At 51.2% G+C, this 26,287-nt stretch carries 28 protein-coding genes; 18 read left to right on the top strand and 10 right to left on the bottom strand.

Annotation, left to right across the window (positions count from 1 at the left end):
* Window positions 1–220: 220 nt before the first annotated feature.
* Together M0R30_RS00250 and M0R30_RS00245 are read left to right on the top strand one after the other, a co-directional pair.
* A complete protein-coding gene (locus tag M0R30_RS00250; protein WP_292542035.1) occupies window positions 221–439 on the top strand; it encodes a type II toxin-antitoxin system HicA family toxin in 219 nt (72 codons plus the stop codon).
* An 11-nt stretch (window positions 440–450) separates the two neighbouring features.
* Window positions 451–678 carry a type II toxin-antitoxin system HicB family antitoxin gene (locus tag M0R30_RS00245; protein WP_292542034.1) on the top strand — a complete coding sequence of 76 codons (228 nt, stop codon included), beginning with the start codon at window positions 451–453 and terminating at the stop codon, window positions 676–678.
* 115 nt (window positions 679–793) lie between these two features.
* Here the strand turns inward: M0R30_RS00245 and M0R30_RS00240 are convergent, their stop codons facing one another.
* From M0R30_RS00240 to M0R30_RS00225, 4 genes are all read right to left on the bottom strand, one after another.
* Window positions 794–970, bottom strand: coding sequence for a hypothetical protein (locus M0R30_RS00240; protein ID WP_292542033.1), 177 nt, complete (start codon window positions 968–970; stop codon window positions 794–796).
* Between the two features lie 664 nt (window positions 971–1,634).
* A complete protein-coding gene (locus M0R30_RS00235; RefSeq protein WP_292542032.1) occupies window positions 1,635–2,246 on the bottom strand; it encodes a hypothetical protein in 612 nt (203 codons plus the stop codon).
* Window positions 2,247–2,314: 68 nt separating this feature from the next.
* Entirely contained in the window at window positions 2,315–2,485 is a 171-nt protein-coding gene (locus tag M0R30_RS00230; RefSeq protein WP_292542030.1) for a hypothetical protein, read from the bottom strand.
* 243 nt (window positions 2,486–2,728) lie between these two features.
* The gene (locus M0R30_RS00225) at window positions 2,729–3,202 is read right to left on the bottom strand and encodes a hypothetical protein (RefSeq protein ID WP_292542028.1); all 474 of its coding nucleotides are present in this window, start codon (window positions 3,200–3,202) and stop codon (window positions 2,729–2,731) included.
* Window positions 3,203–3,347: 145 nt separating this feature from the next.
* Here M0R30_RS00225 and M0R30_RS00220 point away from each other — a divergent pair, with 145 nt between their 5' ends.
* From M0R30_RS00220 to M0R30_RS00200, 5 genes are all read left to right on the top strand, one after another.
* Entirely contained in the window at window positions 3,348–3,644 is a 297-nt protein-coding gene (locus M0R30_RS00220; protein ID WP_292542027.1) for a nucleotidyltransferase family protein, read from the top strand.
* Window positions 3,637–3,819 (top strand): HepT-like ribonuclease domain-containing protein, encoded by a 183-nt coding sequence (locus M0R30_RS00215; protein ID WP_292542025.1) that lies wholly within the window; start codon window positions 3,637–3,639, stop codon window positions 3,817–3,819. Before M0R30_RS00220 ends, M0R30_RS00215 begins: the two co-directional genes overlap by 8 nt.
* 92 nt (window positions 3,820–3,911) lie before the next feature.
* On the top strand, window positions 3,912–4,034 hold the full coding sequence (locus M0R30_RS00210) for a HepT-like ribonuclease domain-containing protein (RefSeq protein ID WP_292542023.1): 123 nt from the start codon (window positions 3,912–3,914) through the stop codon (window positions 4,032–4,034).
* Window positions 4,031–4,450 carry a hypothetical protein gene (locus M0R30_RS00205; protein ID WP_292542022.1) on the top strand — a complete coding sequence of 140 codons (420 nt, stop codon included), beginning with the start codon at window positions 4,031–4,033 and terminating at the stop codon, window positions 4,448–4,450. Before M0R30_RS00210 ends, M0R30_RS00205 begins: the two co-directional genes overlap by 4 nt.
* Window positions 4,447–4,710, top strand: a complete 264-nt coding sequence (locus M0R30_RS00200; RefSeq protein ID WP_292542020.1) for a type II toxin-antitoxin system RelE/ParE family toxin — start codon at window positions 4,447–4,449, stop codon at window positions 4,708–4,710. Before M0R30_RS00205 ends, M0R30_RS00200 begins: the two co-directional genes overlap by 4 nt.
* A 97-nt stretch (window positions 4,711–4,807) precedes the next feature.
* On the opposite strand, the gene M0R30_RS00195 is transcribed toward M0R30_RS00200, so the two are convergent.
* Window positions 4,808–4,969 carry a hypothetical protein gene (locus M0R30_RS00195; RefSeq protein ID WP_292542019.1) on the bottom strand — a complete coding sequence of 54 codons (162 nt, stop codon included), beginning with the start codon at window positions 4,967–4,969 and terminating at the stop codon, window positions 4,808–4,810.
* A gap of 593 nt (window positions 4,970–5,562) precedes the next feature.
* Between M0R30_RS00195 and M0R30_RS00190 the strand changes: the two genes are divergently transcribed.
* From M0R30_RS00190 to M0R30_RS00180, 3 genes are all read left to right on the top strand, one after another.
* On the top strand, window positions 5,563–6,966 hold the full coding sequence (locus M0R30_RS00190) for a M12 family metallo-peptidase (RefSeq protein ID WP_292542017.1): 1,404 nt from the start codon (window positions 5,563–5,565) through the stop codon (window positions 6,964–6,966).
* A gap of 196 nt (window positions 6,967–7,162) precedes the next feature.
* Window positions 7,163–7,708: a hypothetical protein gene (locus M0R30_RS00185; protein ID WP_292542016.1), complete on the top strand. Its 546-nt coding sequence runs from the start codon at window positions 7,163–7,165 to the stop codon at window positions 7,706–7,708.
* Between the two features lie 97 nt (window positions 7,709–7,805).
* A complete protein-coding gene (locus M0R30_RS00180; RefSeq protein WP_292542014.1) occupies window positions 7,806–8,774 on the top strand; it encodes a hypothetical protein in 969 nt (322 codons plus the stop codon).
* A 522-nt stretch (window positions 8,775–9,296) separates the two neighbouring features.
* Here M0R30_RS00180 and M0R30_RS00175 read toward each other — a convergent pair.
* A complete protein-coding gene (locus M0R30_RS00175) occupies window positions 9,297–12,035 on the bottom strand; it encodes a P-loop NTPase fold protein (RefSeq protein ID WP_292542012.1) in 2,739 nt (912 codons plus the stop codon).
* Window positions 12,036–12,194: 159 nt separating this feature from the next.
* Window positions 12,195–12,320: a hypothetical protein gene (locus M0R30_RS00170; RefSeq protein WP_292542011.1), complete on the bottom strand. Its 126-nt coding sequence runs from the start codon at window positions 12,318–12,320 to the stop codon at window positions 12,195–12,197.
* Between the two features lie 181 nt (window positions 12,321–12,501).
* Here M0R30_RS00170 and M0R30_RS00165 point away from each other — a divergent pair, with 181 nt between their 5' ends.
* The 5 genes from M0R30_RS00165 (at window position 12,502) to M0R30_RS00145 (ending at window position 20,342) form a co-directional block, all read left to right on the top strand.
* Window positions 12,502–14,463 carry a PINc/VapC family ATPase gene (locus M0R30_RS00165; RefSeq protein ID WP_292542008.1) on the top strand — a complete coding sequence of 654 codons (1,962 nt, stop codon included), beginning with the start codon at window positions 12,502–12,504 and terminating at the stop codon, window positions 14,461–14,463.
* A gap of 19 nt (window positions 14,464–14,482) precedes the next feature.
* A complete protein-coding gene (gene leuS / locus M0R30_RS00160; RefSeq protein WP_292542007.1) occupies window positions 14,483–17,275 on the top strand; it encodes a leucine--tRNA ligase in 2,793 nt (930 codons plus the stop codon).
* Between the two features lie 179 nt (window positions 17,276–17,454).
* Window positions 17,455–18,861 carry an IPT/TIG domain-containing protein gene (locus M0R30_RS00155; RefSeq protein ID WP_292542006.1) on the top strand — a complete coding sequence of 469 codons (1,407 nt, stop codon included), beginning with the start codon at window positions 17,455–17,457 and terminating at the stop codon, window positions 18,859–18,861.
* A gap of 27 nt (window positions 18,862–18,888) precedes the next feature.
* Window positions 18,889–19,020 carry a hypothetical protein gene (locus M0R30_RS00150; RefSeq protein ID WP_292542004.1) on the top strand — a complete coding sequence of 44 codons (132 nt, stop codon included), beginning with the start codon at window positions 18,889–18,891 and terminating at the stop codon, window positions 19,018–19,020.
* Between the two features lie 56 nt (window positions 19,021–19,076).
* Window positions 19,077–20,342: a hypothetical protein gene (locus M0R30_RS00145; protein ID WP_292542002.1), complete on the top strand. Its 1,266-nt coding sequence runs from the start codon at window positions 19,077–19,079 to the stop codon at window positions 20,340–20,342.
* A gap of 48 nt (window positions 20,343–20,390) precedes the next feature.
* Here the strand turns inward: M0R30_RS00145 and M0R30_RS00140 are convergent, their stop codons facing one another.
* Window positions 20,391–20,708 (bottom strand): DUF5611 family protein, encoded by a 318-nt coding sequence (locus M0R30_RS00140; protein ID WP_292542001.1) that lies wholly within the window; start codon window positions 20,706–20,708, stop codon window positions 20,391–20,393.
* A 35-nt stretch (window positions 20,709–20,743) separates the two neighbouring features.
* On the opposite strand from M0R30_RS00140, the gene M0R30_RS00135 reads away from it, so the two are divergent.
* On the top strand, window positions 20,744–21,550 hold the full coding sequence (locus M0R30_RS00135; protein WP_292542000.1) for a proteasome assembly chaperone family protein: 807 nt from the start codon (window positions 20,744–20,746) through the stop codon (window positions 21,548–21,550).
* Window positions 21,551–21,556: 6 nt separating this feature from the next.
* The gene (locus M0R30_RS00130; RefSeq protein ID WP_292541998.1) at window positions 21,557–21,958 is read left to right on the top strand and encodes a DUF473 domain-containing protein; all 402 of its coding nucleotides are present in this window, start codon (window positions 21,557–21,559) and stop codon (window positions 21,956–21,958) included.
* A 31-nt stretch (window positions 21,959–21,989) separates the two neighbouring features.
* Here M0R30_RS00130 and M0R30_RS00125 read toward each other — a convergent pair whose 3' ends face one another.
* Both M0R30_RS00125 and M0R30_RS00120 read right to left on the bottom strand, forming a co-directional pair.
* A complete protein-coding gene (locus tag M0R30_RS00125) occupies window positions 21,990–23,045 on the bottom strand; it encodes a PEGA domain-containing protein (protein WP_292541997.1) in 1,056 nt (351 codons plus the stop codon).
* 256 nt (window positions 23,046–23,301) lie between these two features.
* A complete protein-coding gene (locus tag M0R30_RS00120) occupies window positions 23,302–24,369 on the bottom strand; it encodes a PEGA domain-containing protein (RefSeq protein ID WP_292541996.1) in 1,068 nt (355 codons plus the stop codon).
* A 207-nt stretch (window positions 24,370–24,576) separates the two neighbouring features.
* Here M0R30_RS00120 and M0R30_RS00115 point away from each other — a divergent pair, with 207 nt between their 5' ends.
* Window positions 24,577–26,205 (top strand): hypothetical protein, encoded by a 1,629-nt coding sequence (locus M0R30_RS00115; protein ID WP_292541994.1) that lies wholly within the window; start codon window positions 24,577–24,579, stop codon window positions 26,203–26,205.
* Window positions 26,206–26,287 lie beyond the last annotated feature (82 nt).

The raw sequence follows: 26,287 nt of genomic DNA, 5'->3' as shown, positions 1-26,287 counted from the left end.
GAGCAGGTCCCGGGCGGGGGGCTCACCGGCGGGGGGCCTTCGGGGGTTTTGGATTGTGAGGGGATTGCCCGAGCTGCAATATGTAAGGGCGTTGCTAACGGCCGGGGGATCTGAAATAAAGGGAGCATCTGATAGTGATGAAAAATAACATTTGAGTAATTTTGTCCAGCAAAAAGATGATGAATTACCGGCACTAACAATCACCAAAGGATTGTGACCGGTGACTTCTCTCCACAACATAAAAGGAAAAGATGCGGTCAGGGCATTTGCCAATGCCGGAGGGATGGTTCGCCCGGGAAAAGGGGATCATGTCAATATCAAAATGCTTGGCGGACACCTGATCACGATCCCAATTTCCGGAGAAGTAAAAATCGGTCTCCTGAAAGCTGCGATTAAAAAAGCGGGTCTGTCCGAAGAGGAATTTGAAAAATTGTTATGAGGGGAAAAAATATGGAATACACGATACTGATTCACAAAGCTGAAGAAGGCGGGTTCTGGGCTGAAGTGCCAGCTCTTTCAGGATGTTTCTCGCAGGGAGAGACCATTGAAGAGACGATTGCGAACACCAAGGAAGCAATCGAACTCCACATCTCGTGCCTGAGGGAAGACGGGGAAGAGATCCCGGCAGATAATGAGTTTATCATCAGCCGCGTGCGGGTTGAGACTGTCGCGGTGTAACAGACACAGGTTGTCGCTTTTTTTAGGCTCTGAATAGTTTCACTGTTTTTTACTGAGAGTTCAACAAGCCCCGGAAAAATTTCAGAATTAAAAAAATGCCGGAAAAGTTTTCCTTTCATCGGTACCGCACTTTGATGTCGGACACCGAGGAGATGTCAGGCTCATCTTCGAGAAAACCGGTCAGCGAGTACTCCGCTATTGCATTCAGAGAGGCATTGCCCCTGCTGCCTTTTTTGCCGGCAACTTTTTTCGGAAGCGGATTTTTTGCACGCGGTGCAACCTGCGCTGTCATTAAAAGAAAATCGTCGTGTGCGTCTATAAGGGTTGTGGTATACTGTGAGACGGTGCGATTCACTTGGGAGCCGTCAGCACTTTCTCTCTGGAGTGGGGGATTGCCCGGGCTGTGATACGCGAAGGCGTTGCCAGAGGCAGGGGGTGAGCGACCTCTGTATATACCATCCTCCTATCCGAGCCTGAAATGGCCCCGGATTCCCGGGTCCGGGGGAATTTAAGTGTCTTATTCGTGAAAAAGCATGCCCCTTATTTTTGGATATCGCTGATTTGGGCTTAGATTGCTGTAAAAACGGACAAATCACGCTCGGAAAGATGTCTCTTTAGGTCTCTTTGGATCGGGAAACTCCCCTGAATCCGGACTATCCTTTTCATGGGGTGTCCTGCCCGAAAATCACCCAGCAAAAAGACGCCCATAGACGCGTTCTGTTTGACGAAAAGGGGGTGCCACAGGATTTGGGATGTGGCTGATGGAAGCAGGATCGGATCCGGATCACCTATTCTACGTCGGAGAGTGGGAGTATAGATGGGGTGTTAGGCAGATGATGGGGGGGTTTCACGTCGAAGAAATCTGATGATTTCTTCTCCTCCTCCTGGCCTGATGACCAGTCGGACGTCGGAGATAAGGGGATGATGGAGGGGAGAGGGGGATTACCACGATGGGATTACTGGTCCTTGCGAGGATTTACCCTGGACCAGAGGAAACAGGTCAGCGCATAGACCAGCACCGAGACGATGAACACTTCAAGGAACAGGCCTGCATAGAGTATGAGATTATAGACCTGTGACCCGTGGCCATAAACAACATCACCCAGATGAAAAACCGCGATTATGTAATCCATGAAAACGCCGATGAAGACCGGGAGCCTGTGGAAATAATGGGGCCATGGGCCTTCAGCGGTCGTTTCAATAATGAGTGAGATGCCCGTGCAGACCGCCCCGGCAAAGGCCGCAGGTGCCATTGCGATCCAGTGCCACTTTTGCGCCATCTTTCTCTTCAGGTAGGCAAACGCAGTAACAACTGCCACGGCACCGAACAGGATCACAAGTGCAAAAAAGGCGTTTGATAAAAGGATCACATCTCCCCGTTCCATGCGGATCAGGTCCAGCGTGAAAAGTTTCAGCGTGATATAGTCCAGCGGGATAATGATGATGCCCGCGATGAGTACCGGGAGCACGACAGGCACGGGGTTGACAATTCTTTTCAGGCCCGCGTAGAGGAGCAGCGGGACCACTGCGATGATGAAGAGAAAGGCCACTTCAATTATAATCGACATTAATTATACTGAATCATCGATGGAATTAAACGATGTGGTTTTAAGTTTTTCCGGAGGAGGGAGGAAAGTCATGCGGTTTTTTTAAGGAAGTCTACCGGAATTTTTTCATGCAGACCATGCCTGAGATTTTTTAAGCACCCCTTCACCCCCTGCTCATTTTTTTTCTGGCAAGGTCTGATTAAAAAATTTTGAGCGGCCCTTGATTGATAAAAGTCAACCACATGTACAACGTCCGTCATATTTTTTCCGGATTTTTCTTTGGAAAACTGGACGCATTGTGGGGGTCGGACCCTGTTTAAATTTTTTTGAGCAAGGTCTGGTTGAAAAATTTTGGGCAGGGTTTGATTGAAATTTTTTTGGCAGACCTTGATTAATTTTTTTTAAGCAGGGTCTGGTTGGGGGAAGTTAAGCGGATCTGAATTGGGCTGGGGGGTATCAGCAGGCACCCCTCACGTACGCGACGGGGGGTGGGGGGCCGGGACTCAATCAGAATAATTCTGATCCGCCCGTTTTTCTTTCAGGTAGGTCGCGGGCCGGCTCGCAACACAGGGAGCCTTATCTCCTGAATGATCATGCCGGAACAGGATCTTCTCTTTTCCGTGCCCTGCATTTTTGAGAGAGATTGCATGAGTGCGTTTCTCGTGTGCGTTCTGGATCTTTTTGAATTCTGCCTTTCCGATAATCGATTCAATCAGCGAGTTGTCGAAGTCCTCAAGGCGCTTCACGAGCGGAGAATCTTCATTAATGGAGTAGAGGGGAGTCCTCCCCTCTTTCCTCATCATCACCATCCCCCGCGCCGCGAACTTATTCATGGCTTTTGCTATCGACTGCCGGGTAAGACCGATCTCATCGACCAGCTCGGCCATATCGAACTCGATGCCGTACATCGGCAGCAGGAACTGGAGGAGCCGGGTCTCGCAGGTATCCCCGAATAATCCCTCAAATGGCTGTTTCATAAGAATGTCTTTTCAGATGTTGGGAAACAAGGTATAAAATTGTTGTTAAAAAAAGTTAACAGAATCGGCAGGGTAATCTAGATGAAATACCCGGTCTTAAAATATTTATTAATAGTTCATCACCCACTGTAACATAGGTACAGCCATGAAATCCACCCGGCAGGATATTCTCTCCTCACTAAAAAAATTCAAAGGGGAAGTTTCGAGAGAGTATTCCGTCAAGACAATCGGGGTGTTTGGCTCCGTTGCCCGGGATGAGCAGACGGGCAAAAGCGATATTGATCTGCTGGTGGAGTTCTCAAAGCCGGTGGGTTTTGTCACCTTCATGCGGCTTGAAAATTTCCTTTCCGAGAGGCTCGGGAAGCAGGTGGATCTGGTAACATCCGATTCCTTAAAACCGGTGATCCGCCAGGGTGTGCTCGCCGAGGTCATCTATGTCTAAGCGTGAGGTAAAACTCTACCTCACGGATATTGACGACGCAGTCTCTACGATCCAGTCCTATACAAAGGACATGACGTACGAGCAACTGCTCGCCGACCGGAAAACCCGTGAGGCGATCATTCTCAATTTTGTCGTGATTGGGGAAGCAACGAAGAACATGGTCTGTTCTTCTTAAGTCTCACCCCAGCGGGGTTCGACAGATTCAAGAAGATCCCACAGGAGATTATCGATCACCACCCGGATGTTCCCTGGAAAGAGTTCGCGGGAATGCGGGACAAGATGGTGCACGTTTATTTTATGATCAGCCCGACGATCATCTGGGAGACGAGCCGGCACGATCTCGCACCGCTTGCGGATGTGGTGAAGGTGCTGCTCCGGGAATATGCGTGAGCGGGGTTATCCGAAGAATTATCCACGGGACGCTATGGCAAAAGGCTATTGAAGAGAAGAATACAAACATCATCATTACTATGACTTCCAGAGCAGCCGGGCAATCCGGGTCCCGGAGCAGGAAAGGCTTTGCGTACGATCCGCAACGGATCACCGCAGCCGGAGAAAAACCTGCCGGAGTCCGTGAGTCTGCCGGAGGTCTTGCAAAGAATGAAAAAATTGAATTATTACTCACCGATATTGTCAGCCGGCTTGACCGGATTGAAGAGAAGATCGATGAGAATGTCTATCCCCCGGAATCGGCGATAAAACCGGAACTTATCAAACAGCTGAAAAAAGCCCAAGCCGACATCAAAAAAGGCAAAGGAAAAACGTATAATTCCATTGATGATTTTTTTAAGGAAATTGAAGCATGAGCTACCGGGCCGTCATTGATCCGGATCTGGCCTCGACCTGCAGGAAGCTTCGGGCGAAGAGTCCTGCACGGTACGAGCAACTCAAGAAAAAGATACAGTTCCTAATTGAAAACCCGGAATCGGGTAAGCCTCTCCATCCCCCGCTCAAGGGCCAGTGGCGGGTTCACATCGGACATTTTGTCCTGTTTTACGTGATTGATGCAAAGGAAAACGCAATTGTTTTCTTAAAATTACTTCATCACAATGAAGCGTATAATTAGGGATCATTCTGAACGATTTTCACGCCACCGGTTCCCTGGCAAAAACATTCGAAGAAACCTTCGGTTTCTTCTCTTCTCCTAATCTTGTTTCACTCGATTAGTCGACATCGAAGAACGGTGATGCGTTCGGTCGAGGCTCGGAGGGCCTTTGTCCGACCCTGCCGGATATCGCGGTCGTTTTTTTGATTGCCGGTATGGTTGCCGGACTGCTCAGGATCTCTGCCGTATCAACGAGAGCTTCAAGAGCTTCTCTCTTCACCAGGTCCTGCCGGATTTTTTCATCTCCAGGTAGACCTGATCCATTATGACACCAGAGCTCATGATGATGCATGTGCGCTTCTTCTTATCATCATTTAAGAGGGGGTATCCACTTGCCCGGGGTGGAGGGATGATGGGGGGCCGTCGGCACTTTCTCTCTGGAGTATGGGATTGTCGAGCTGTGATACGGGAGGGCATTGCAAGGGCCGACAGGGAGGATGCATGATAGAGGAACACTGAACATGAGAAGGCAAGAGCAAAAGAAACGCCCGCGCAGGATTCTGCAACGCCGGTAAAATTATTTCTTCCAGTCAATAATGGTAATCCTGTTTACGTTTCGTCCTTCAGTACCTTTCGCATTTTTTTCAGTATCTTGATTGGTAGATGAATGAGATAGAAAACATAAATAGTAGAATTATAAATCGTTCATTGTGGACAGCCGTAGGTTGTCCCGAAAAGAAAGGACGGGTTCACCAAGTGACGAAACTCTGTTGAACCCGGTCCTGCCCGTAGGCATGTGATTATTATCTTCCATTCTTATGAAGATTTTCCCGTGCCTCCGAGCGTAGCGTATGAAAAGAAGGAGGAAAACGAATGACATTATGGAAACCTGGCGTCGTCCTGCTGGCACTATTGCTGGCCGCGATGGCGATGGTACCGATGGTGAGTGCGGAAGGGAATTCTTCCGACCAATTCCAAACGCAACAGAATGAGACATCGAAAACAGCACTGATAACATTTGATGGTCTGTCAGTATCCACGTCACACATGCTGAATGAGAAGAGATCCATGAATGCCGTTTCTTCATCGATTGCAAAATATGAAACACTCAATATCGATGCGAAAACCTTGAAAACACAGTTGTTATCGGGCAAACAAGTTCCGGTTCATCTGAATGGGATTCCCTATTTCATGGATCTGCACGAGGAAACATTTTATCCGAGTGCAGAGACGGGAGTGTACACATTCAACGGTAAGCTTGTCACAGCAAAGGGTGGCCGCACTCTTCCCGAGAGTAATGTCCAGCTTACCATGGACGACAGCGGAGTACTCGGTAGGATCTCCGTTGACTCTTCAGAATATATCTACCTTGACGAGATATCGAATGATTACCCCAAGAATCCCGAACAACAGATTGCGTATTCTTCAAAAGATGTCACCCAGCACAAGATCGATTTAACAAATGATCTTATCGTGGAATTACCATCCGGAGAGATAAAACCGGTTGCATTGTTATCCGATGAGGAACTCAACTGGCTAAAAACTGAACGGGAAAATATCGTAAAACAAAGATCCGATTCTGTCAAAACTGTATCCGGCCAACGATCTGCTACGCTGGATAGTATGGTTGATGTGAAACTTCTCATCGTCACGGATAATACGATGTATTCCGGTTATTCAAACTGGAAAAAACGGGCACAATCCGTACTGAATGATGCAAATAGTGCATTTGGTGTCAACTATATCAAAATCCGGCTGGTGCCGATTTTCGATGACTCCAAGAGGATGGAACTGAGCCAGAATTTCAATCCTTCAGCTCCATTTAGTGTATTTCACACAATTGTCAATAATGACTACCTGACTACAAAAGGTGCGGATATCGCAATATATTTAAGCGGAATACCATTTACAGGACCTGAAATAGGTGTGGCGGAAGGTTATGATGGAACCAATTATCGTCATGCGGTTATGTCGTATGAAGCTATGCCAGGATACGTTGCAAATGCACAAGATCGCGCCTATGTATTTACTCATGAAATTGGTCACCTGTTCGATGGAGATCATCAAGATGGGGCGGCCGCTCCTTACCAAGAACCATATAACCGTGCCATAAATTATAGCTTGAGCGGGGCTGTTAAACAAACAACAATGTATTCTACTGTTTCACAGGATCCATTGATTTTCTCTACCGATGATGGAGTTCATGGAGATAATAACCATAATAATGCGTTACGGCTGAAGGAAACAAAAGGATATGTGAGCGGGTATGTTCCCTGATCTCCCTTTTTTTTCCGATTTAAAACATTTTTTTATTTAGAGAATTCCGGACACGGATTTTCAGGAGGTAATGGGGTGAGTTTTTAATGATAATAACAAGGAGAGTACCTGTGATGATCAGGTGTATACCCATCGCACGTGTAAAAATGCTATTACAATCTCCAACTTTAACAGAATATCCTGAGGACGGATGTTCATGACAATAAAAAAATGGCACTGGGCACTCGTAACGATCGGCATACTCATCGTCCTCCTGATCCTGCTGACGGGAACGGGCGAGAAAACAGTCTCGAATATGTACTTCATTCCCGCGGGGACATTCAGCCCGGTTCCTTATGGGAATGCTTCACCTGAAGGGGATCTTCAGCCGCAGGATCAAAAAAAGATTGCTACAGATTACTACATTTATGAAGGAGACCCCGGTTATCAACAGATTCTCCGAAGTGATCGTAATATAACAATCCTTCATGTCACAAATGATGATTTGAAAAAATTCCCGAAACTTGAGAGTACGTTACACAGTGATATGAATACTACCGCAGCCGTGGATACCAAAAATCTGCGGGAGGTTGCACGATTAAGGGGAGACATGAGTGATTATCCCCCGTTTATCAATTCTATCTGCAAGAATAAGTCGCGTACTGAATGTTATGCCGATTTACCCGCCTTCGAATATAACAGACGGTATTATTTTATCTCTGTGATCGTTCTTGACATTGCCGAGCCACCGGGAGAATCATAACTGCTGAAAAAGGATGACTTATATCACCGGAAAAAAACACGTTCAGAAATATTACACTATACCCAAATATTACAGGACATCCCGATGAGGAAAGATCATGACAATAAAAAAATGGCACTGGGCACTTGTAACAATCGTCACACTTGCCATCGTTCTCATCCTGCTGACAGGAACGGGAGATACCGGTAACGGAATTACAAAAACAGTTACTATCGTATCAGTTTCCCGACAATCAGAAGACGGGATGATCCACCTGTCCGGTAAAACGAGTCTCCCTGTCGGTTCAGGGATCCTGTACGAGATCTGGCCGGCGGATATCACCACCCGAAAGAATACTGCCGATGAGATTGTTGGAATTTCCGGCACGTCCATCACATCCGGTACAAAAGAGTCCGCAGTCTGGTCTGCTGATCTGAATCTGGCCTCATGGAATAACAGGAAATACATCATTAACGCTTGGCCGGAACAATCCGATCCCCGTTATGGCGACAGGAAGATTTTTTTTATTCCCCTGAATGATACCATCAGCAATGGTGCCGGAAGAGATGCCGGGGATGGCGGGATCATCCTCAACGATTTATCCCTCTCTGAAATGTCACCCGTTCCAATATCCGTAACACCTGCGCGGACACCGGAACAGAAAATAACAGGTAATTCTTTCCTTGTGGATGATCTTCAGCCGCGGGACCAGAAAGTGATCGATGTTCATTTTGAAGTTCAGGAATGGAACCTCATTTATCTGCACAACAAAACAATCATCCACGTTACCTATGATGAATTGAAAGATTTTCCGGATTTTGAGAGATCCGTGCATGGTGTGACCAATGGTCCCGGTACCTGGTCGTATGGTCACCGGATTATATCAGGGTTTGATGGCAATGAGAGCGATTATATCCGGTTTCATCAAGCAGTGTGTAAGAACCTGACGCGTGTCGAATGTTATCCAAATCCTGGTGTGTATGAATACCATGAGCAGTATTATATGATCTTTTCTGACAGGATTGGATCGCATACTCTTGCCGGCTGCGAACGGGGGAATTATAACTGTACTAACTTGACGACGTAAAACCGTAAACACGATGATGCCCACCCAAGCCTGAAATGACCCCGGATTACTCCTCTTTTTCCGGCCCAGAGGCCCTATTTCTCAGAAATGAGGTCATAATTCACTGAAATTTATCCATTTTTACGTCGGAGATACAGAGGTCATATTTGGGCGCATTCCAGCGAAGGATAATCCGGGAAACGGCCTTTTTTATGATAGTTGATTTTCCGCAGAAAATCACCCTACAAAAAGACGCCCATAGACGCGTTCTGTTTGACGAAAAGGGGGTGCCACAAGGATTAGGACGTGGATAAGGGGAGCCGGGTTGGATCCGGATCACCAGTTTCACGTCGGAGAGTGGGTGAAGGGGCGATGACCTACCCCCTGCGATAAGGGGATCTCCAACGGAGATGGATGGAGGAGCCGTCGGTAGTACTTTTGTGGGGGGAGGGGGGTTGCCAAGGTGAGATATGAGAGCACGAGTTAGGACATGTGTTCGGACAAGGGATGGATTATGTAAGAATGAAGATAGGGAAAAATCACCTATTCTCCCAAAATATTAAAGGTAATTTCTGTAGTAACTTCTACTAACTCACCCGTCAGTTTTGCAATATATTCTCCAGGTATCCACGATGTAGTATCTAAATCAATTTTTATACCATTTAATCCGGAGTCTCCTTTTAACACTTTTACTACGCCACTTGCTACGGGAGCTTCAACATTTTGATTCGAGGGAAATACTTCAAAACGAATTTCATCGTCAACAGCTAAATTCGTTTTTGCTGTTAATGTAAATTTTTCACCAATATGTTTGTCACGGATAGTGTCAAAATGAATAGAAGGCTTCGTAATAAGGAACTGGAGTTTTGTGTAAATATCATCAATATTTTTATTATTGATTGCTTCAGCAACAGCCTCTGCTGCTTCAATTCCTAGTTTGTTCCAACGTCCAGTGAGTGAGAATAATTGAATCCCACGTTTTGGATCATTACTTAATACGGATTCACCATTTGCATCAGGATATACATCAAATTCTTTATTCATCATCGGGTGTTGGACAATTGCATAATATTGACCCGGAGGAAGTTTCTTTGTATCCTCTCGATCAAGTCTCAAAGAATAACTCCCATCGGGATTGACGGGTACAATTTTTTCTAAGTGAGAGTCATCCCCAAATATCCAAATCTGTATTCCTGGTTGAGGTTTTCCGCTTGCGGTTCCGGTAATATAGAAACGATCTCCTTGTGCGACTATTGATTGTGAACCGGTTGCACTCACTGATTTGGGTGTTAAAACGTCTATCGTATCAGAAATGAGAGCGCGTAAGAATGGTTTCTTTAAAATTATTGATACGGTTCCATAGGCATGATCTTCACTATTCTCTTTTGAAAATGGACTATCACATGCGATGATTGTATGCGTTCCTTCTGTCATCATAGGTGCAATTTTTGACGTATCCCATTCGTATTCCCAAGTATAGTCATTATTAATATCAATTTTAAGGAAGGTATTCTCATCATTGTTGATTGTTTCAATTAAAGTTTGGTCAATTTTTCTTTGGGTGCCGGAAGGAGGCGAAATAATTGATAAGAACACTGCAGGACCTGCCGTACAAGTACCACTGAACTTAATTTTTTCACCGAGGGAGTATGATTGTGCTCCGTGAGATACTATCGTCACGGCACCTTTTTCAACTGAAAAATCTACCTCATCAAATACTCTTTTTTCCAAGTCTAAAACGCGAGCAGTATAATGACCTGATTGGATGGAATAACCCGGTGTCCAAGTGTAATTCCATTTATTGGGACTTGATAATTCAAGTGTGGCAATATCCAATCCATTTGAGTAATCCCCCGGACCAGATATTACCAATCGAACTTTATTTCCCCCGTCAACACATTTCCCTGAAAACGAGATTGGATTTCCAAGTATTATTGAATCCTTATTTGCTTCGATTGTGACTAAGGGTTCTTTAGGAGATATACTACTGAGAAACAGGTAGTTACCGAGATTATCTGAAGTAAATTCATGTGACCCGTCATGCAATATCTTATTAATAATTGGATCTTTCGTAAACTCAAATACCAATTTCTGAAAATTTTCGTCATATGATTCTACTTCGAACCGAAAGCAACTATTTTCAGCCTCATCTGAATGGTCAATTTTCACGTTCCATTGAACATATACTAAGAGATCTTTTTGATTTTTAATCTCATTAACAAATTTACTTGAAACAATATTGAGAAGAGTCCATTTGATCAATAATTCCTCCTCAATGTGAAGATCCTTTATGACACTACCAAGTGTCATCATCAATCGTAATGAATTAATAAATTGTTTAATTTTTCTCGGATTTCGTCCCGAACAGGAAATTATCAAATCTAAATATTGTCGAAGTGGCTCATCTTCAGATATCCCACTTTCAAAAAATGCCTTAATATTTTCATCACGAATTTCTGGCAAGTTGAATTGTAATTGAATCAATTTTTCGATGTAATTTTTACCGGAAAATCCTGGGTATGCAGAATAATGTTTCTCTATTGCATCAGATATCAGTGTCAAATCCATTCCGAAAATAAAAATGCACCCTTTTTGATCAAAAAACAAATTTACAGATTCTAAAATTGTTGTGATATCTTTTGGTGGGCAACGATCTAAATCATCAATAAAAATTACTAAAACCCCTTTTTTATCATCATATTCTCTCACTAAATCACTTAGCACAAAATAGGATAGCGCTCTATCGAGGAACTGCTGAAAATGTGAATAATAGGGTAAATATTTTTTATATTCCGGTATTTTTCCCCATTTTGTGAAATCTGGTGATTTTCCCAAAGATAGGATTTTTGCCAAATCTGTAATCTGCTGTGGGATATCAACATTTTCACTAAAGTAAAAAAATAGTCCTTTAACTCGATTCCTCAATCCTTTTTTTACTTTAATCGGGGGAATTACCATCTCCTGATAGATTTCACTTGCTAACGCAGCGAGGAGATTATCTGTATTGGAATATTTCCAAGCATTAAACCAAACAGTCCGAACTTTTCTTTCGTGCGGTTGAGGATTGGAATTCAACTCTCGGCGCAATGTTTTCATTAATGAGGTTTTTCCCGATCCCCATTTTCCATTAATTGAAATCGAGAATGGAGTAGTGTTTTCTGGATGTAAAATTATTTTTTTTATTGATTCAACGTAGGAATCAAAATTAAAAGATGTTGCATTATCGATGGCATTATCATTGAAAATTTTCAAATTTTTTATATCAAATTGAGATTCATTCATTTTTATCAAGTCGGCAATTCAAATTAAAATCCGTTTAAATTTTATTAATAACCGAATATTCACATAAGAGATAATTATCGTTGCGTTTTTGTTCCGATTCCTTGGATTTCACCAATATGTTGGTAGATTAAGTATCCCTACACCTTTCCATAATTCCCCTCACTCCTCAAAGAACACTCTCGCACTATTCTCCCGCTCATGGTGCACCACATCCGTTGCCACCCCGCACCCTTCGAAGAACACTTCGTGTTCTTCTCGTAGTTCGGGACGGCACATCCGTGCCATCCCTCACTATTTATAAACTTGCTGGTCATATATCAATAACATCAACGATTCCGTATCGTTGAATATCCGTGCATCCACGCCGTATAAGCGTGGGATGCAGAACAGCATGGGGATGCGTGCTGCGCATCTCCGGAAGCGAATATGATAGCATACCATAGAAGACCATACAAGAGGATATCATATGATTTTAGTACCAGATACCAGCGTCCTTATCGACGGGCGCATAACATCGATGATAAAAGCCGGTGAATACAAGGGTGCAACAATAATCGTCCCGGAAGCAGTGATTGCAGAACTCGAGGCCCAGGCAAACAACGGTCGCGAGATCGGGTTCGCGGGCTTAAACGAACTGCAGCAACTGTCCAAAATGGCCGAAGAGAAGATTATCGAATTGAAATTCTCCGGTGTCCGCCCCACGCTTGAACAGGTAAAACTTGCAAGCGGCGGCGAGATCGACGCGATGATCAGGCACATCGCGATTGAGAATAATGCACGGTTCATCACGAGCGACAACGTGCAGTCCGAAGTGGCCCGGGCCAAGGGTCTTGACGTCATATACTTAAAACCCCAGGTCGCCGATTTTGTCCCGCTCGCCATCGACCAGTTCTTTGACGAACACACGATCGCCGTGTACCTCAAGGAACGGATCAGCCCGATGGCAAAGAAGGGCTCCATCAACGACATGAAACTCGTGAAGATCCGCGACGCTCCCACAAGCGAGTACGAGCTCCGGATGATGGCGCAGGAGATCCTTGAGCGGGCCAAGCGTGACCCCGACGGCTTCATCGAAGTCGAGAAAAGGGGCATCACGATCGTCCAGATCGGCTCCATGCGGATCGCAATCGCGAGACGCCCGTTCTCGGACGGCATGGAGATCACCGCCGTCCGCCCGATCGTTGACGTGACGTTGAAAGACTACACCAAGTCCGACATCATCACGAAGAGGATCACGAGCGACAAGCGGGGCATGCTCATTATCGGCGCCCCGGGTGGCGGCAAGACCACGCTCGCCCAGAGCGTTGCCACGTTCCTTTCCGATAGCGGTTTCGTGGTCAAGACCATGGAAGCCCCGCGGGAACTCCAGGTCCCCGACCAGATCACCCAGTACACGATGCTTGACGGCAGCATGGCCAACACCGCCGACGTCCTCCTGCTCGTCCGCCCCGACTTCGTCATCTTCGACGAACTCCGGAAGGCCGAGGACTTTTCCGTCTTTGCCGACATGCGCCTCGCGGGCCTCGGCATGGTCGGCGTCATCCACGCAAACGGCGTGCAGGACGCGGTCCAGCGCTTTTCCGACCGCCTGGACTTCTCGGTCCTCTCGCAGGTCGTCAACACGATCATCTTCTTAAAGCAGGGCGTCATCACGAAGGTCTACGATGTCGGGTTCACCATCAAGGTCCCCGAGGGCATGGGCGGCGAGGTGCACCTCCGGCCCGTCACCACGGTCACCGACCACGAGACGGGCGAGCTCGTCCTCGACATCTTCCGGTACGATGGCGAGACCATCGTGATGCCGGTCCTGGGGATCACCGTCCCGGCACCGGCAGCCCGGCCTGCACCGCTCCAGGTGCAGCACGTGGGCCAGCCGGTCAATTCCCGCGAGCCCATGCGGGCCCCGCAGGCCACCCCTGAACCCGCAAAGAAGGAGAGCGACGAGCGGCCCGGGTGGAAGCTCAACGAGAAGGAGATACAGCGCGAGATCGGGCGGTACACGGAAGGTTTCGTGGACGTCCAGATGCTTTCCGACACAAAAGCCGTTGTCTACATTGACGACAAGGACGTCCCCGCCGCGATTGGCAAGGGCGGCAAGAACATCTCTGCCATCGTCAACAAGCTCGGCATCGGGATCGACATCAAGCCCCGGTCCGAGTTCGACCGGCAGCAGGCCCAGCCGGCAAAGAACGAGGAGGAGTACAACCTCGGTGGCGGGATCAAGATCCAGACCGACAAGAAACAGCTCACGATCGTAGCCCCGGCCGAGAGCGGCAAGATCGTCGACGTCTTTGCCGGCAAGGAATACCTCTTCACCGCAACCGTGAACGATCAGGGCGAGATCAACCTTGCCAAGAATTCCAGTATTGCGCAGGAGATGATCCGGCGCCACACGAACAACGAGATCATCAAGTTAAGGCCGGTATAATCTTTTTTCCGGATGGTGCATGCAAGTGAGTCAGTTCGATCTATCCGCATTCGAAGAAGAGGCGCAGGAGAAATGGACCCACGCGTTTGAGTCCAACCCGTCCCGCCTGGAAAAGTTCTACATCAATGTCGCGTTCCCGTACCCGAGCGGTGCCATGCACGTCGGGCATGGCAGGACCTACATCGTGCCGGACGTGGTCGCACGCTTCTGGCGGATGAAGGGAAGGCAGGTACTCTTCCCGATGGCGTTCCACGTCACGGGCGCTCCCGTGGTCGGCATCTCCAAACGGATCGCTGCCGGGGACGAGAAGACGATCCGTCTCTACCGTGACCTCTACCGCGTCCCGGGGAACGTGCTCGAAGGGTTCACCGAGCCGCTGACCATTGTCAAGCACTTCGCGGCCGAGTACCAGCGGGTCATGACCGCCTGCGGCCTCTCCATTGACTGGCGCCGGCGGTTCATCACCGTCGACCCGACCTACAGCAGGTTCATTGAGTGGCAGTGGAAGCACCTCTATGAAGCAGGGCACGTGATCAAGGGCGCCCACCCGGTGCGGTACTGCACGGTGGACGACAACCCGGTCGGCGATCACGACCTGCTCGAAGGCGACAAGGCAGAAGTGATCAAGTTCACGCTCGTCATGTTCCGGTACGGCGACGCCTTCATCCCGTGCGCCACCCTCCGGCCCGAGACCATCCACGGGGTCACCAACCTCTGGGCCAACCCGACCGTGACGTACGTGAAGATCCTCCTTGACGGTAAGCCCTGGATCGTTTCAAAGGAGGCAGCCGAGAAGCTCGCACTCCAGGACCACACGGTCGAGATCACCGGAGAGATCAAGGGCAGCGACCTCGTGGACAAGAAGGTCAGCCACCCGCTCTGCGGCGAGATCACGATCCTGCCCGCAGAGTTCGTGGACCCCGACATGGCAAGCGGCATGGTGATGAGTGTCCCCGCCCACGCCCCATTCGACTACATTGCACTCCGCGACCTCCAGCAGGCCGGCAAGTACAAAGACATCAAGCCGATCCCGCTCATCAAGGTCGAAGGCTACGGCGAAGTCCCGGCGCAGTTCGCGGTCGAGAAGGCCGGTATCGCGAACCAGATGGACAGCCGGATGGACGCCCTCACGCAGGAAATCTACTCCGCGGAGTTCAGTAAAGGCAAACTCTTCGAGAAATACGGCGGCAAGCCGGTGCGGGTTGCCCGCGACGATGTCGCCCTCCTCATGACCGAGAAGTACGACTCGGTCGTGATGTACGAGTTCGATGTGCGCCCCGTGGTCTGCCGGTGCGGCAACAAGGTCAAGGTGAAGATCCTCCACGACCAGTGGTTCCTGAAGTACAGCGACCCCGCGTGGAAGCAGCAGGTCAAGGACCAGCTCAAGGACATGGCCCTCGTGCCCCCCGAGGTCCGGCTCGAGTTCGACCGCACGGTCGACTGGCTCAAGGACTGGGCCTGCACCCGGCGTGTCGGTCTTGGTACCCGGTTCCCGTGGGACACCACCCAGCTGATCGAACCGCTCTCCGACTCGACCGTGTACATGGCGTATTACACGATCGCCCATAGGATCAAGGAGATCGACTCAAAGCTCCTCACCCCCGAAGTCTTCGACTACATCTTCCTCGGGAAGAAATCCGACGACCTCCCCGAGAAGAAGAAACTTGATGCCATGCGGGAGGAGTTCCTGTACTGGTACCCGTACGACTTCCGGTTCTCGGCAAAGGACCTCATCAGTAACCACCTCACCTTCCAGATCTTCCACCATGCAACGGTCTTTGAGGGTCAGAAGAACCTGATGCCAAAGGGCATGGTCGTCTTCGGCATGGGACTGCTGAATGGTGCGAAGATGTCCTCGTCCAAGGGGAACGTCTTCCTCTTAGAGGACGCCGTGAAGGAGTTCGGTGGCGACACCGTCCGTATGTTCCTGATGGGAAGCGCCGAGCCGTGGCAGGACTTTGACTGGAGGAACGAGCTCGTGCTCTCGACAAAGAAGCAGATCGAGCGGTTCTACAACACCGTGATGGAGATCAAGGACGCGACCGGCGAGCCGCACGACATCGACCGCTGGCTCATGAGCCGTCTCCAGCTCCACATCGCCAAGACCACCGAGGCCCTCGACAACTTCCAGACCCGGCAGGCCCTGCAGGAAGCCTACTTCGGGATCGAGACCGACCTGAAGTGGTACCACCGCCGTCTCCCGAAGGACTGCGATGGCAGCAGGGAACTCCGCGAGCTCTGCTCGGTCTGGATCAGGCTCCTTGCCCCGTTCATCCCGTTCACGGGAGAACACCTCTGGAAGGGACTCGCGGGAGAAGGCCTCGTCTCGTTCGCCCCGTGGCCGAAGATGGATGCACAGCAGGTCAACGAGAAGGCCGAGCTCTCCGAGGAACTCCTCGCCCGCACGGTCGAGGACGTTGAGTCGATCAAAAAACTGATCCAGATCACGCCCAGGGCAATCACCATCGCCCTTGCCCCGCAATGGAAGCACGAGGTCTTCCGCACGATCGCACAGGCAAGCGATAAGAACACCGTGATCAAGGAGATCATGAAGGACGAGAACATGCGGAAACGCGGCAGGGAAGCAACCGATGCGGCAAAACAGATTACCACGCTCATCCACCGCCTCCCGCCCTACGTGGTCGGGCCGCTCGTGCGTGACCCCATCAACGAGCAGGCCGTCTTCGAGGCGGCAAAGGGATTCCTCGAACAGGAGTTCGGGGTTGCGATCCACATCGTCCCCGCAGAAGACGCCGGCCAGGTCAAGGCGCTGACCGCACTGCCGTTCAAGCCGGCGATCATTATTGAATAATTTTTTTCTTTTTTTATTGGTTATTCCTATAATCCGGGAAAATTACCGCCCCTGCATGAGCCTTCCGGTATCGTGGGATCCCGATATATTTACGAATGAAAAATTATCCGGCTTCTTTTCGGTATGATTATATTTATGTAAAAATTACAATGAACTCTGCATTCAGGGAGAGTTGTTCATTGCCAGCAGCCGATGTAAGTGAAGGAACAAGAGGCCCGGGAAACCGCCCGGTCCCATCCTGTAAAGTGTCCTGTATCCTGATCATCATCATCCTTTCCGCATTAGTCGGGCTGGTATCCGCAGTCTCAGTGCCGGTGATATACAGTATCTCACCTTCCGGCGGTCCCCTTGCCGGGGGCACCCCGGTTATCATCACAGGATCCGGTTTTACCGGCACAACGGACGTCCGGTTCGGAGAGATATCCGGGACGGGTCTGAGCATATTCAATGACACCCAGCTCACGATCATCACGCCACCACATGCTGAGGGTTCAGTCTTCATCTCCATCACCACTCCCGCCGGGACCGGGATATCCCCGGACCCGTCCACGATGTTCAATTACGAAGAATTCCCGCTCCCGAAACTGTCCGGCATATCGCCCGCCTCCGGCCCCATGAACGGGGGTACCGTTGTCACCATCACGGGGTCCGGGTTTACCGGCACAGAGTATGTGTATTTCGGGAAATACGGCGAAATCCCGACAATTATCGATGACAGCCATCTCACGGCCATCACCCATTACTCTCCCCCCGGGCTGGTCCCGGTCTCAATTAAGAATGCCCACGGGACCGGCAGCTCTGCCGGGCCATCGACCATGTTCCTGGTTGAATACCCGTTCCCGGACCTTTACAACATCTCGCCCACCTCGGGCTTCACCACCGGGGGCACGGTTGTCCTGGTCAGGGGGTCCGGGTTCTCCGGCGCAACCAACGTCTCATTCGGGAGGAAGAACGGGACGGGGCTTGAGGTCATCAATGACACCCTGCTCACGGTCATCTCGCCACCCGGCCCTGCCGGGACAACTGCCCTGTCCGTCATTAATCCTGCCCATACCGGCAGCTCTTCAGAGTCACGCTCCCTGTTCCGCTACGATATCCCGTTCCCGCGACTGGAGAATATCTCCCCAACCTCCGGCTGCATGGACGGGGGCACGGCAGTCACTCTTACGGGATCCGGGTTTACCGGCACAACAGACGTCTCGTTCGGGGGGAAACCAGGGACGGGCCTGAAGGTGATCAATGACAGCCAGATCACCATCATCGCCCCGGCATCAGATCTTGGGTCATTCCCCATCACGATCACCAATGCTTACGGGGAAGGGGGCTCGTCAGGATCATCCACATCGTTCCAATATGTAATTGCCCCGGACACGACAACGACTGCAACGGGGACGGCCACACCGGCCCGGAACGAATCATATGCCGGGGACATCAGCCCGGCGGAACCTTTCCCTGCGACATCACCAGCGCTGACTGCTCCAACTGCCGCTGCCACATCCGCGACAAAGAGCACCCCGGGGTTCGGTGCGATCGCCGGCCTTTCTGGACTGGGGGCGATAATCCTGTGGCGAAAGACCGCTCCGTGACTTTTCCCCTATAGCCTTAAGATCGGCATGATATTCGTTATCGCTGCTGCCGGGATTACCGGGATTGACTGTATCACGCCCGGCCGGAACGGCTGGAAAAGGATGGACAGGGAACGGGACAGGGAGTCCCCCTGCCTCGCATCGGGTCCATTCGTATAACCGCGGGGTTACATAAATATGATATCCCGCGGCATGATACGATTCAGGGATAGTCCATGTACTCCGGCTCCTTGATCAGATCCTTTACAATATTCTTCGTCATCGCCGCATGCTTCACCGGCACCGTGGCTGCAGCAAGTCTCGGCATCGACTGGAGACAGGCCCCCATGCTCGCGGACAACGTCTTCTCAGGGGTAACCATCACCCCTGACGCATCGAAAGTCTACAGCGGGGGCAGCCAGCTGCTGGTCCGCAGCTGGGACGGGGACGTCCACTGGGGGGGGCAGGCCGGGTTCATCGCGGACATGAGCGCGGACGGCAACTACGTGGTCACGAGCTCGGGCAACACCGTAACCCTGCTGAACGTCAGCGGCATCCAGGTCTGGTCGCGGAACATGGAAGGTACGATCAAGGCTGTTGCGGTTGCCCCCAATGCCAGCTTCGTGATCTCTGTCGATGACAAGGGCAACTATAACTCGTGGGCGTCCAACGGCGAATTCATTGGCAGGAACAAGACGGACGTGGTAAAGCAGGTGGCCATCGCACCCGGCGGGGACCTTGTGGTTGCCACAACGGACGCGGGCATACGGTTCTTCACCTCCTCGCTCGAACCGGTCTGGACCGACAGCCGCGCCGGGAGCCTGGACACCTATATTGTCATATCGGACGACGGATCGACCGTCATCACCGCGGGGGGATCCCGCGTCTCATCGCACACGAGAAAAGGCGCGTTCAACTGGCAATTCGACGTCTCCGATGCCGCGATCAACGACATCGCGTGCAGCCAGGACTGCTCCATCATCGTTGTCGGCAGCCAGGACAACACGGTCCGGGCCATTGACCGGTACGGCAAGGTCCACTGGACGTACAAGACCGGGCAGTGGGCGAACGCAGTCAGTGTCTCCCGGAGCGGGAGCGTGATTGCGGTGGGGGCAAACGACGGCACGGTCTTGATCCTCAACAACGGGGGCAGGCTCCAGACACAGCGGAAATTCGACAGCCGTATCCAGCCCCGGTCCATTGCCGTCAGCAGTGACGGATCGAAGGTGGTTGCAGCAGACCAGTATTACCTGTACGGCCTGACCCTGTCCGGGATCAGCCCGACCGAGACCACTTCCGACACGGTGTTTGTTGCCGCCACGCTCAACCCGGTGAGGACGGCTGCGACCACGGTCGCGACAACGGCCCCGGTTGTTGAAGAGACGGTGGAGGAGACTACCGCTCCCACTCCCCTCCCTACGAAACAGTCACCGGTCGGGGTGTGGATCACCATACCGGCGGTTGCCGGTGCTCTCTGTCTCATCAGGAGACCTCAACGGTAACAAAAAGGCCCGGTAATCAAAAAAGGATGGTGACGGGGAGACCTGTGGTTATTCCCCGGCAACGCTCTTGGCCCGCTTGACCCGTTCCTTTGTTGAGAAGCCGGTCACGGCATCGAGGAATTTCCGGAAGCGCTTGTTGGTGTCGATGATCACCTCATCGCCTGCGCTGATGTCAGATTCGGTATCAATCGTAACCGACTTCCCGCCGGCTCCGGGGTTGACGTCCAGCCGCTTCAGCGCACCGAACGCGATCCGGAAACCCTTCTCCGTCTTTGCCGGCTCCACGCCAAAACAGTTCTTCAGTTCCGCTGCCGCCCGTGTATCGAGGTCCTTGGTCAGCCCGCGTTTGATTGGGTACTCTTGCATAATACTTTTTTAGTACTTTGGTGTATGTTAACCTAATGACGGCAGATGCTCCAGAGTGTTGCACCGAGCTCATCTCCAGGCTCGACTCGGTCCACGAGGACCTTGTGGAAATCGCCCCAAAGAAGGATCTCACGATCATATCCCGGCCACTTCCGGAGAACGGGGCGATCCTCATGGGGTTCCCGGGAAGCGGGCTTGTCGGCACCATCGCCCTCCAGTACATGGTCGACCAGCTCGAATTCGAGCAGATCGGCTCCATGAACTCCCGTTACTTCCCCCCGCTTGCGATGATGAACAAAGGGCTCATCAACGATCCCGTCCGCATTTATGCCAAGAGCAGCGGCGACTATGCAATCGCCGCGATCGTTGCCGACATCCCGATCGCCCCCCCTATCTGCTACGAGATCTCGAACGCGATCATGGACTGGCTCCAGCCCTTCAAGCCAAAGGAGGTGCTCACTATTGCCGGTATTGTCACGAACGAACCGGAAAAACGGGTCTTTGGCGTGGCCACGACAACGGACGCGCTCCAGCGGATCCAGGATGTTACGCTCGTCCTCCCCATCGGGAGCATCTCGGGTATCGCGTCGAGCATCCTCACGGAATGCAAGGCAAGGAACATCCCCGCCTTCGGGCTGCTGGGGGAGACTATCAATGCCCCCGATCCCCGGGCATCCGCTGCGACCATCGAGGTGCTCAACAAGATGTACAACCTTTCACTCGACATCCAGCCGCTGATCGAGCAGGCCGTCGAGATCGAACAGACCATGGGAAAACTCGCCGAGGAAGTGCAGCAGTCCGCAGATGCCATGCCCAAGAAAGACCTGCCGATGTACGGGTGACCTGAGATGAAGTGCGCCGCATTAACCAGCATCTCGCCCGAAATCATCCGGGACCTCAAGGCAGGCAGGCCACGGACCATCGAGCTGCAGAGCACCAACAACATCATCACCATCGCCTCAGTCGAGCCGGGGCCGGAGACCCACATCTTCATGACCTCGATCGATATTGAGGACCTCTCCCCGGGCGATGCGGGGATCTGCGTGTTCCTCCTCGCCACCAGCCTCTCCATGAAACGGATCGTGGAGTTCTCCCACGGGGGGATGGTGTACGAGGAGCGCGAGCGGATGTCCGCACGGGTGCAGGTGAAGTTCTGCGCCACCTCGGTCATCAAGGAAGTCTTCCACGAGGGGCTGATGAAACCGACCGAAGTCGAAGTGCTCAAGTCCTCGTGCTACCACGCGGGATAACCGGCCTGAAAAAATACTTTTTTAGGGGAACTCACGGTTTCCGGACTGCGACCAGGCCAAGGCCGATTGCACCGAGCACCACCGCACCTTCGAGCGGGGAGGCCTGTGTCGTCGGGGTTGCCGTTGTCGAGGTCGGCCAGGGTGTGAGTGCCTTTTCGGTGCCGGACGCCTGGACGGGTTTTATGGTTGCGGGTACGAGTGTCGGGGAGGTCGTGGGAACCGTTGTCGGAGCGGTTGTTGCAACCTTGGTGAGATCTGCATCAACGGTTGTGGTATCTCCGGATGTGACCTTTACCAGTTTTGCCCAGTCGGAATACCCGGATTTCTGGAGCAGGACCTTGTGGGACCCTGTCGCAAGTTCGCCGACAGACTCAGGGGTCACTCCCGCGTAATCGCCATCCACGTAAATCGATGCCCCTGTGGGGGATGACGAGATATCAATACTGCCGAGCTCGTCGGTGGTGACCTCAAAGGACAGATCGCATTCCCGGGTGCCAAACGCATCCATGACGCAGACCTTGTAGGTCACCTCCGCCATATCGGTCAGGTCGAAGGTCCCGGTGATCTCATCTGAGTCGATGTCATCGATATCCGCGGAGAGGTTGTCGTAGCTCTTATGATAAAGGTACAGCTCGGAAACATCCGAGAGGCCGGAGCCCTCAAGGATGAATTCAACGCTCTCGTTGTTGGTCCGGGCATTGTCGGGAGAGATGGAGGACAGGGATATTGCGTCCCGGATGGAAAAACCTTCGACCTCTACCACTTCCGAGTCGTCCTCGTTGATGACAACGAGATCCCACTCACCGGTCTCTTTGCTGGATGAAATGGTGAACTTGCAGACAATCTCGGTGCTGCTGAAGGAGGAGATCGTTGACGTGATATTCGACTCGTCTTCCATCATGAGCTTGACTTTGACGGAACTCTCGTTGAAGTTCGTCCCGGTGATCGTGACGGTGGTGGTGGTGCCGGCGTAGCCCACGGGCGGGCTGATCGCGGTGATTGTTGATGTTTCTGCTGCAACAGGAACGGCCATGACGGTCAGCAGGATCAGGCAGGTAAGGTATACCAGTAAAACAGGTTGTTTCATACGTAAGCTTCCATCAGGGTTTTATCTGGCCTGTATTCTGCGGCCACCCATGGATAAATTCAGTTCATGAAACACGGGATAATATTCACCACGGAGTGCATAATATTGCTCAACGGGGAAACAATCGTTTGATGATGAGAGGTAAAAAGGCGTTCTCCCGGAGGATCCCAAGAGTATGGGAACTATCGTGACGGAAAAACGTACAGGTTACCGGCCGGAACGATGAGAAAAAAAGAGACTCCCGGGAGGGACCGGGTCAGTGTTTCCGCAGGACGATCAACGCGAGCCCCACGCCCCCGATGATCACGAGGGGATCGACCGGCGATTCCGGGGTGGGGGTGGAGGTGGGCCAGGGTGTCGGCGTGGCAACCGTTGCACTTCGCGTGACCTTTATCGTGGTGGCCGTGGTCACCGGGGTGGAGGTCTTGGTTGGGGTTGCGGTTTTGACGACATCGAGATCCGCATCATAGGTGGTTGTGCCGCCATTCGTGACTTTTGCGTTCCTCAACCAATCTGAATACCCACTTTTTTTGAGGAGGAGCTTGTAGGACCCCACCTCAAGGTCATCGATTTCGAGGGGTGTTGTCCCCTTCAGCGTACCGTCAAGGTAGACGGATGCGCCGGAGGGAGATGACGAGACATCAATGCTGCCGACTGCATCCGAGGTAATCTCGAAGTCAAGGTCGCATGTAGCGATGTCAAAATTGTCCATAACGCAGACTTCGTAATCATCATCCACCTCTTTGTCGTCCAGGTCGAATTCCCCGGTGACCTTGGTTGCTGAAGGGGCTTCAACATCCATTGCGGAGATATTCCCGTACTCATCGTGATGCAGGTATACTTTTTCGACATCACCAAGACCTGAACCCGCAATGGTAAACTTAACACTATCATTGTTGGTCCGGGCTTTCTCGGGGGTGATGGAGGTAAGTTTCATTGGGGGACGGACCTTAAACACCTGGGTTGCTTTAACCTGACTGTCCGGGTTGATAACAACGAAATACCATGACCCATCCTCCATACTGGTTAATTTGGATGCGGTGAGCCTACAGACAATCTCTGTACTGGTGTGGGATTCGATGTTTGATACCGTTTCATTATCCTCGCCGGACTTCATGAGGAGGACCGACACGGATGAATTAAAGCCGTCACCGATGATCGTTATCGTGGTGGTTTTACCCTGGTAACCAACTTCCGGGCTGAAAGAGGTAATCGATAACGCATCGGCAACAGGAACCGCGATGGTAAGCAGGACGATCAGACATAATAAAATCTTGACAGTTTTCATGATAACATACCCTTTTTCCATGTCGATGTATTGCATGGGAACCCGGATAAGATATATTTTATTAAATTTATTCGGCAAGACGGGGGGACAGATTTCCGGTTCTGTGAATTTGTGGAACCGTTGGTACATTCGCGCAACAGCGAGAACACCAGAATAAATAACAGGTTCCCACCGATAGTATTCATGATGAGAGTGATATCCCCCGTAAATATCATAATTCTCTCCATTCTTTTAACCTGCATTATGCCGGTCTGGGGTGCTGAAGGAAGATCTCCTGGACAGGGAACAGGCCCGGTACTGGTCATCACGCAGCCGAGTGTCAATGAGTCCACGTTCGCGGAGATGCGGGATTTCTCTGTATACGGGATATTCCCCTCCAGAGTGGAAAAACCCGGCGATATCCGGATAGAACTGTTCCGGGGGGATGATACCAGGGGGGATAGGATCCGGCTTGTGGAGAGCCATGTCGACCAGAAAACCGGGATCACTCCATGGAGTGCGATCGAGATGAATTATACCGAAGGGCTTGACTGGGGGAACAAAATGGTCCCCGATCTTGTCAGAGAACCCGGCGGTCTTCTTGATCCTTCCAATAAACTGGTAGTCACGAATGATTATTATCTCGGGCTCATTCTCGGGGGAGTGACCAAAGGCTTCGATACGACCTACCGCGACAGCGAGGGAAAAACGCTTCAGGACCTTACAGCAGGAAATTACACCATCCGGGTAACCGGGCTCTCCGGAGATCTCGCGGGGCAGGTTGCCCAAAAGACGATTACCTTTGGGCGTACCAGTTCGGCCCTCAGCACGGATCGTCCCCCGGTCAACCTGGATAACCGGTTCCAGTACGCGTGGAACCACAACCTCAGGGTCTACCGCGACTGGTTCCCGGGGTATTTCCAGTTTGCCGGGTATGATAACAAGGGATACTCTGTTCCCAAACGATGGAACCCCAACAACGCAATCGAGGTTGTCAATGATCTGGAAGGAACATTCACGGACAATCCTGCGGTTGCAGAAAATATGATGATCCAGTACAATATCAACGAGAGAAGCACGACCTACGCAGTCGAGATTGCCGCGATACTCAGATACGGTCTGGAGGACAGCAAAAACTCCACATTCCTCTATTACGATATCGGCGAACCATACTTCGCGTATTACGACACGGAGTCCGGGATGCAGCAAAATATCACCGGCACGCTTCTTCCATTCAGCCAAGAAGACCGGCTGGTACTCACACGCGCAGAGATCTATCCAGCGGGCAGGATGAACGGGGAAAACACCGTTGACCCGTATAACACAACGACACCCATGCAGGTCGATTACCGCCTTTCTGACGGAATTACCGTGCCACAGGGCAGTGTTTTTACCCTTTATGGCGTAACAAAACCGATCAGGACTTCGGTGACCGGGACAGCAATCCCCTGCCGTTTTACCCTTGACAACCGGATCGCCGGGATCACCTACACAATTTCCGATGAACAGGGGATTGTCGTGTACCGGTCAGACCGTGAAGTCAACCTCTCACGTCTTTTTGTCCAGGGATCCGGGCAGAGGTTTAACTCGCTGTTTGAGTTCGGCCACGAGTTCATCGATGTCACAAACCCCGGGAACTATACTGTCCGGATGTCAGGGACTGATGAACAGGGTAACACGGTCCCTAGATCCGGGGAGAGATTCGCCGTGACCGTACTGCCGTCATATCGGGAACGGTGCTGTACATACCCGGACATCTGGGCATGGTTTACCTCCCGTATGCCCCTGGTTCCTGCAGTACCTGTTGCACAGGAGACCTGTGCTAACCGTCTTCCGCATCTTGCAGAGTCGGGTTCCGGCATTACTGCTGATCATGACAGCCGTCTCTCCTGAAAGCACACTCAATGCACACAATTTCAATCCAGGAACCGGGCAGTCGAAGACCGGAACGTTCGTGACAAACGCCATGAGGTAG

The sequence above is a fragment of the Methanoregula sp. genome (assembly GCF_023227875.1).
In the GTDB taxonomy this organism is placed as follows: Archaea; Halobacteriota; Methanomicrobia; order Methanomicrobiales; family Methanospirillaceae; genus Methanoregula.
This window is presented reverse-complemented; position numbering and strand designations above follow the sequence as displayed.

Coding starts and splice junctions, on each gene's coding strand:
- M0R30_RS00165 (WP_292542008.1), top strand. CDS start 12,502: ATGATTTTAGTACCAGATACCAGCGTCCTTATCGACGGGCGCATAACA.
- M0R30_RS00180 (WP_292542014.1), top strand. CDS start 7,806: ATGACAATAAAAAAATGGCACTGGGCACTTGTAACAATCGTCACACTT.
- M0R30_RS00210 (WP_292542023.1), top strand. CDS start 3,912: ATGCGGGACAAGATGGTGCACGTTTATTTTATGATCAGCCCGACGATC.
- M0R30_RS00150 (WP_292542004.1), top strand. CDS start 18,889: ATGATATTCGTTATCGCTGCTGCCGGGATTACCGGGATTGACTGTATC.
- M0R30_RS00235 (WP_292542032.1), bottom strand. CDS start 2,246: ATGTCGATTATAATTGAAGTGGCCTTTCTCTTCATCATCGCAGTGGTC.
- M0R30_RS00145 (WP_292542002.1), top strand. CDS start 19,077: ATGTACTCCGGCTCCTTGATCAGATCCTTTACAATATTCTTCGTCATC.
- leuS (WP_292542007.1), top strand. CDS start 14,483: ATGCAAGTGAGTCAGTTCGATCTATCCGCATTCGAAGAAGAGGCGCAG.
- M0R30_RS00215 (WP_292542025.1), top strand. CDS start 3,637: ATGTCTAAGCGTGAGGTAAAACTCTACCTCACGGATATTGACGACGCA.
- M0R30_RS00190 (WP_292542017.1), top strand. CDS start 5,563: ATGACATTATGGAAACCTGGCGTCGTCCTGCTGGCACTATTGCTGGCC.
- M0R30_RS00135 (WP_292542000.1), top strand. CDS start 20,744: ATGACGGCAGATGCTCCAGAGTGTTGCACCGAGCTCATCTCCAGGCTC.
- M0R30_RS00130 (WP_292541998.1), top strand. CDS start 21,557: ATGAAGTGCGCCGCATTAACCAGCATCTCGCCCGAAATCATCCGGGAC.
- M0R30_RS00240 (WP_292542033.1), bottom strand. CDS start 970: ATGACAGCGCAGGTTGCACCGCGTGCAAAAAATCCGCTTCCGAAAAAA.
- M0R30_RS00125 (WP_292541997.1), bottom strand. CDS start 23,045: ATGAAACAACCTGTTTTACTGGTATACCTTACCTGCCTGATCCTGCTG.
- M0R30_RS00175 (WP_292542012.1), bottom strand. CDS start 12,035: ATGAATGAATCTCAATTTGATATAAAAAATTTGAAAATTTTCAATGAT.
- M0R30_RS00120 (WP_292541996.1), bottom strand. CDS start 24,369: ATGCAATACATCGACATGGAAAAAGGGTATGTTATCATGAAAACTGTC.
- M0R30_RS00230 (WP_292542030.1), bottom strand. CDS start 2,485: ATGACGGACGTTGTACATGTGGTTGACTTTTATCAATCAAGGGCCGCT.
- M0R30_RS00185 (WP_292542016.1), top strand. CDS start 7,163: ATGACAATAAAAAAATGGCACTGGGCACTCGTAACGATCGGCATACTC.
- M0R30_RS00200 (WP_292542020.1), top strand. CDS start 4,447: ATGAGCTACCGGGCCGTCATTGATCCGGATCTGGCCTCGACCTGCAGG.
- M0R30_RS00220 (WP_292542027.1), top strand. CDS start 3,348: ATGAAATCCACCCGGCAGGATATTCTCTCCTCACTAAAAAAATTCAAA.
- M0R30_RS00225 (WP_292542028.1), bottom strand. CDS start 3,202: ATGAAACAGCCATTTGAGGGATTATTCGGGGATACCTGCGAGACCCGG.
- M0R30_RS00140 (WP_292542001.1), bottom strand. CDS start 20,708: ATGCAAGAGTACCCAATCAAACGCGGGCTGACCAAGGACCTCGATACA.
- M0R30_RS00245 (WP_292542034.1), top strand. CDS start 451: ATGGAATACACGATACTGATTCACAAAGCTGAAGAAGGCGGGTTCTGG.
- M0R30_RS00115 (WP_292541994.1), top strand. CDS start 24,577: ATGCCGGTCTGGGGTGCTGAAGGAAGATCTCCTGGACAGGGAACAGGC.
- M0R30_RS00170 (WP_292542011.1), bottom strand. CDS start 12,320: ATGGCACGGATGTGCCGTCCCGAACTACGAGAAGAACACGAAGTGTTC.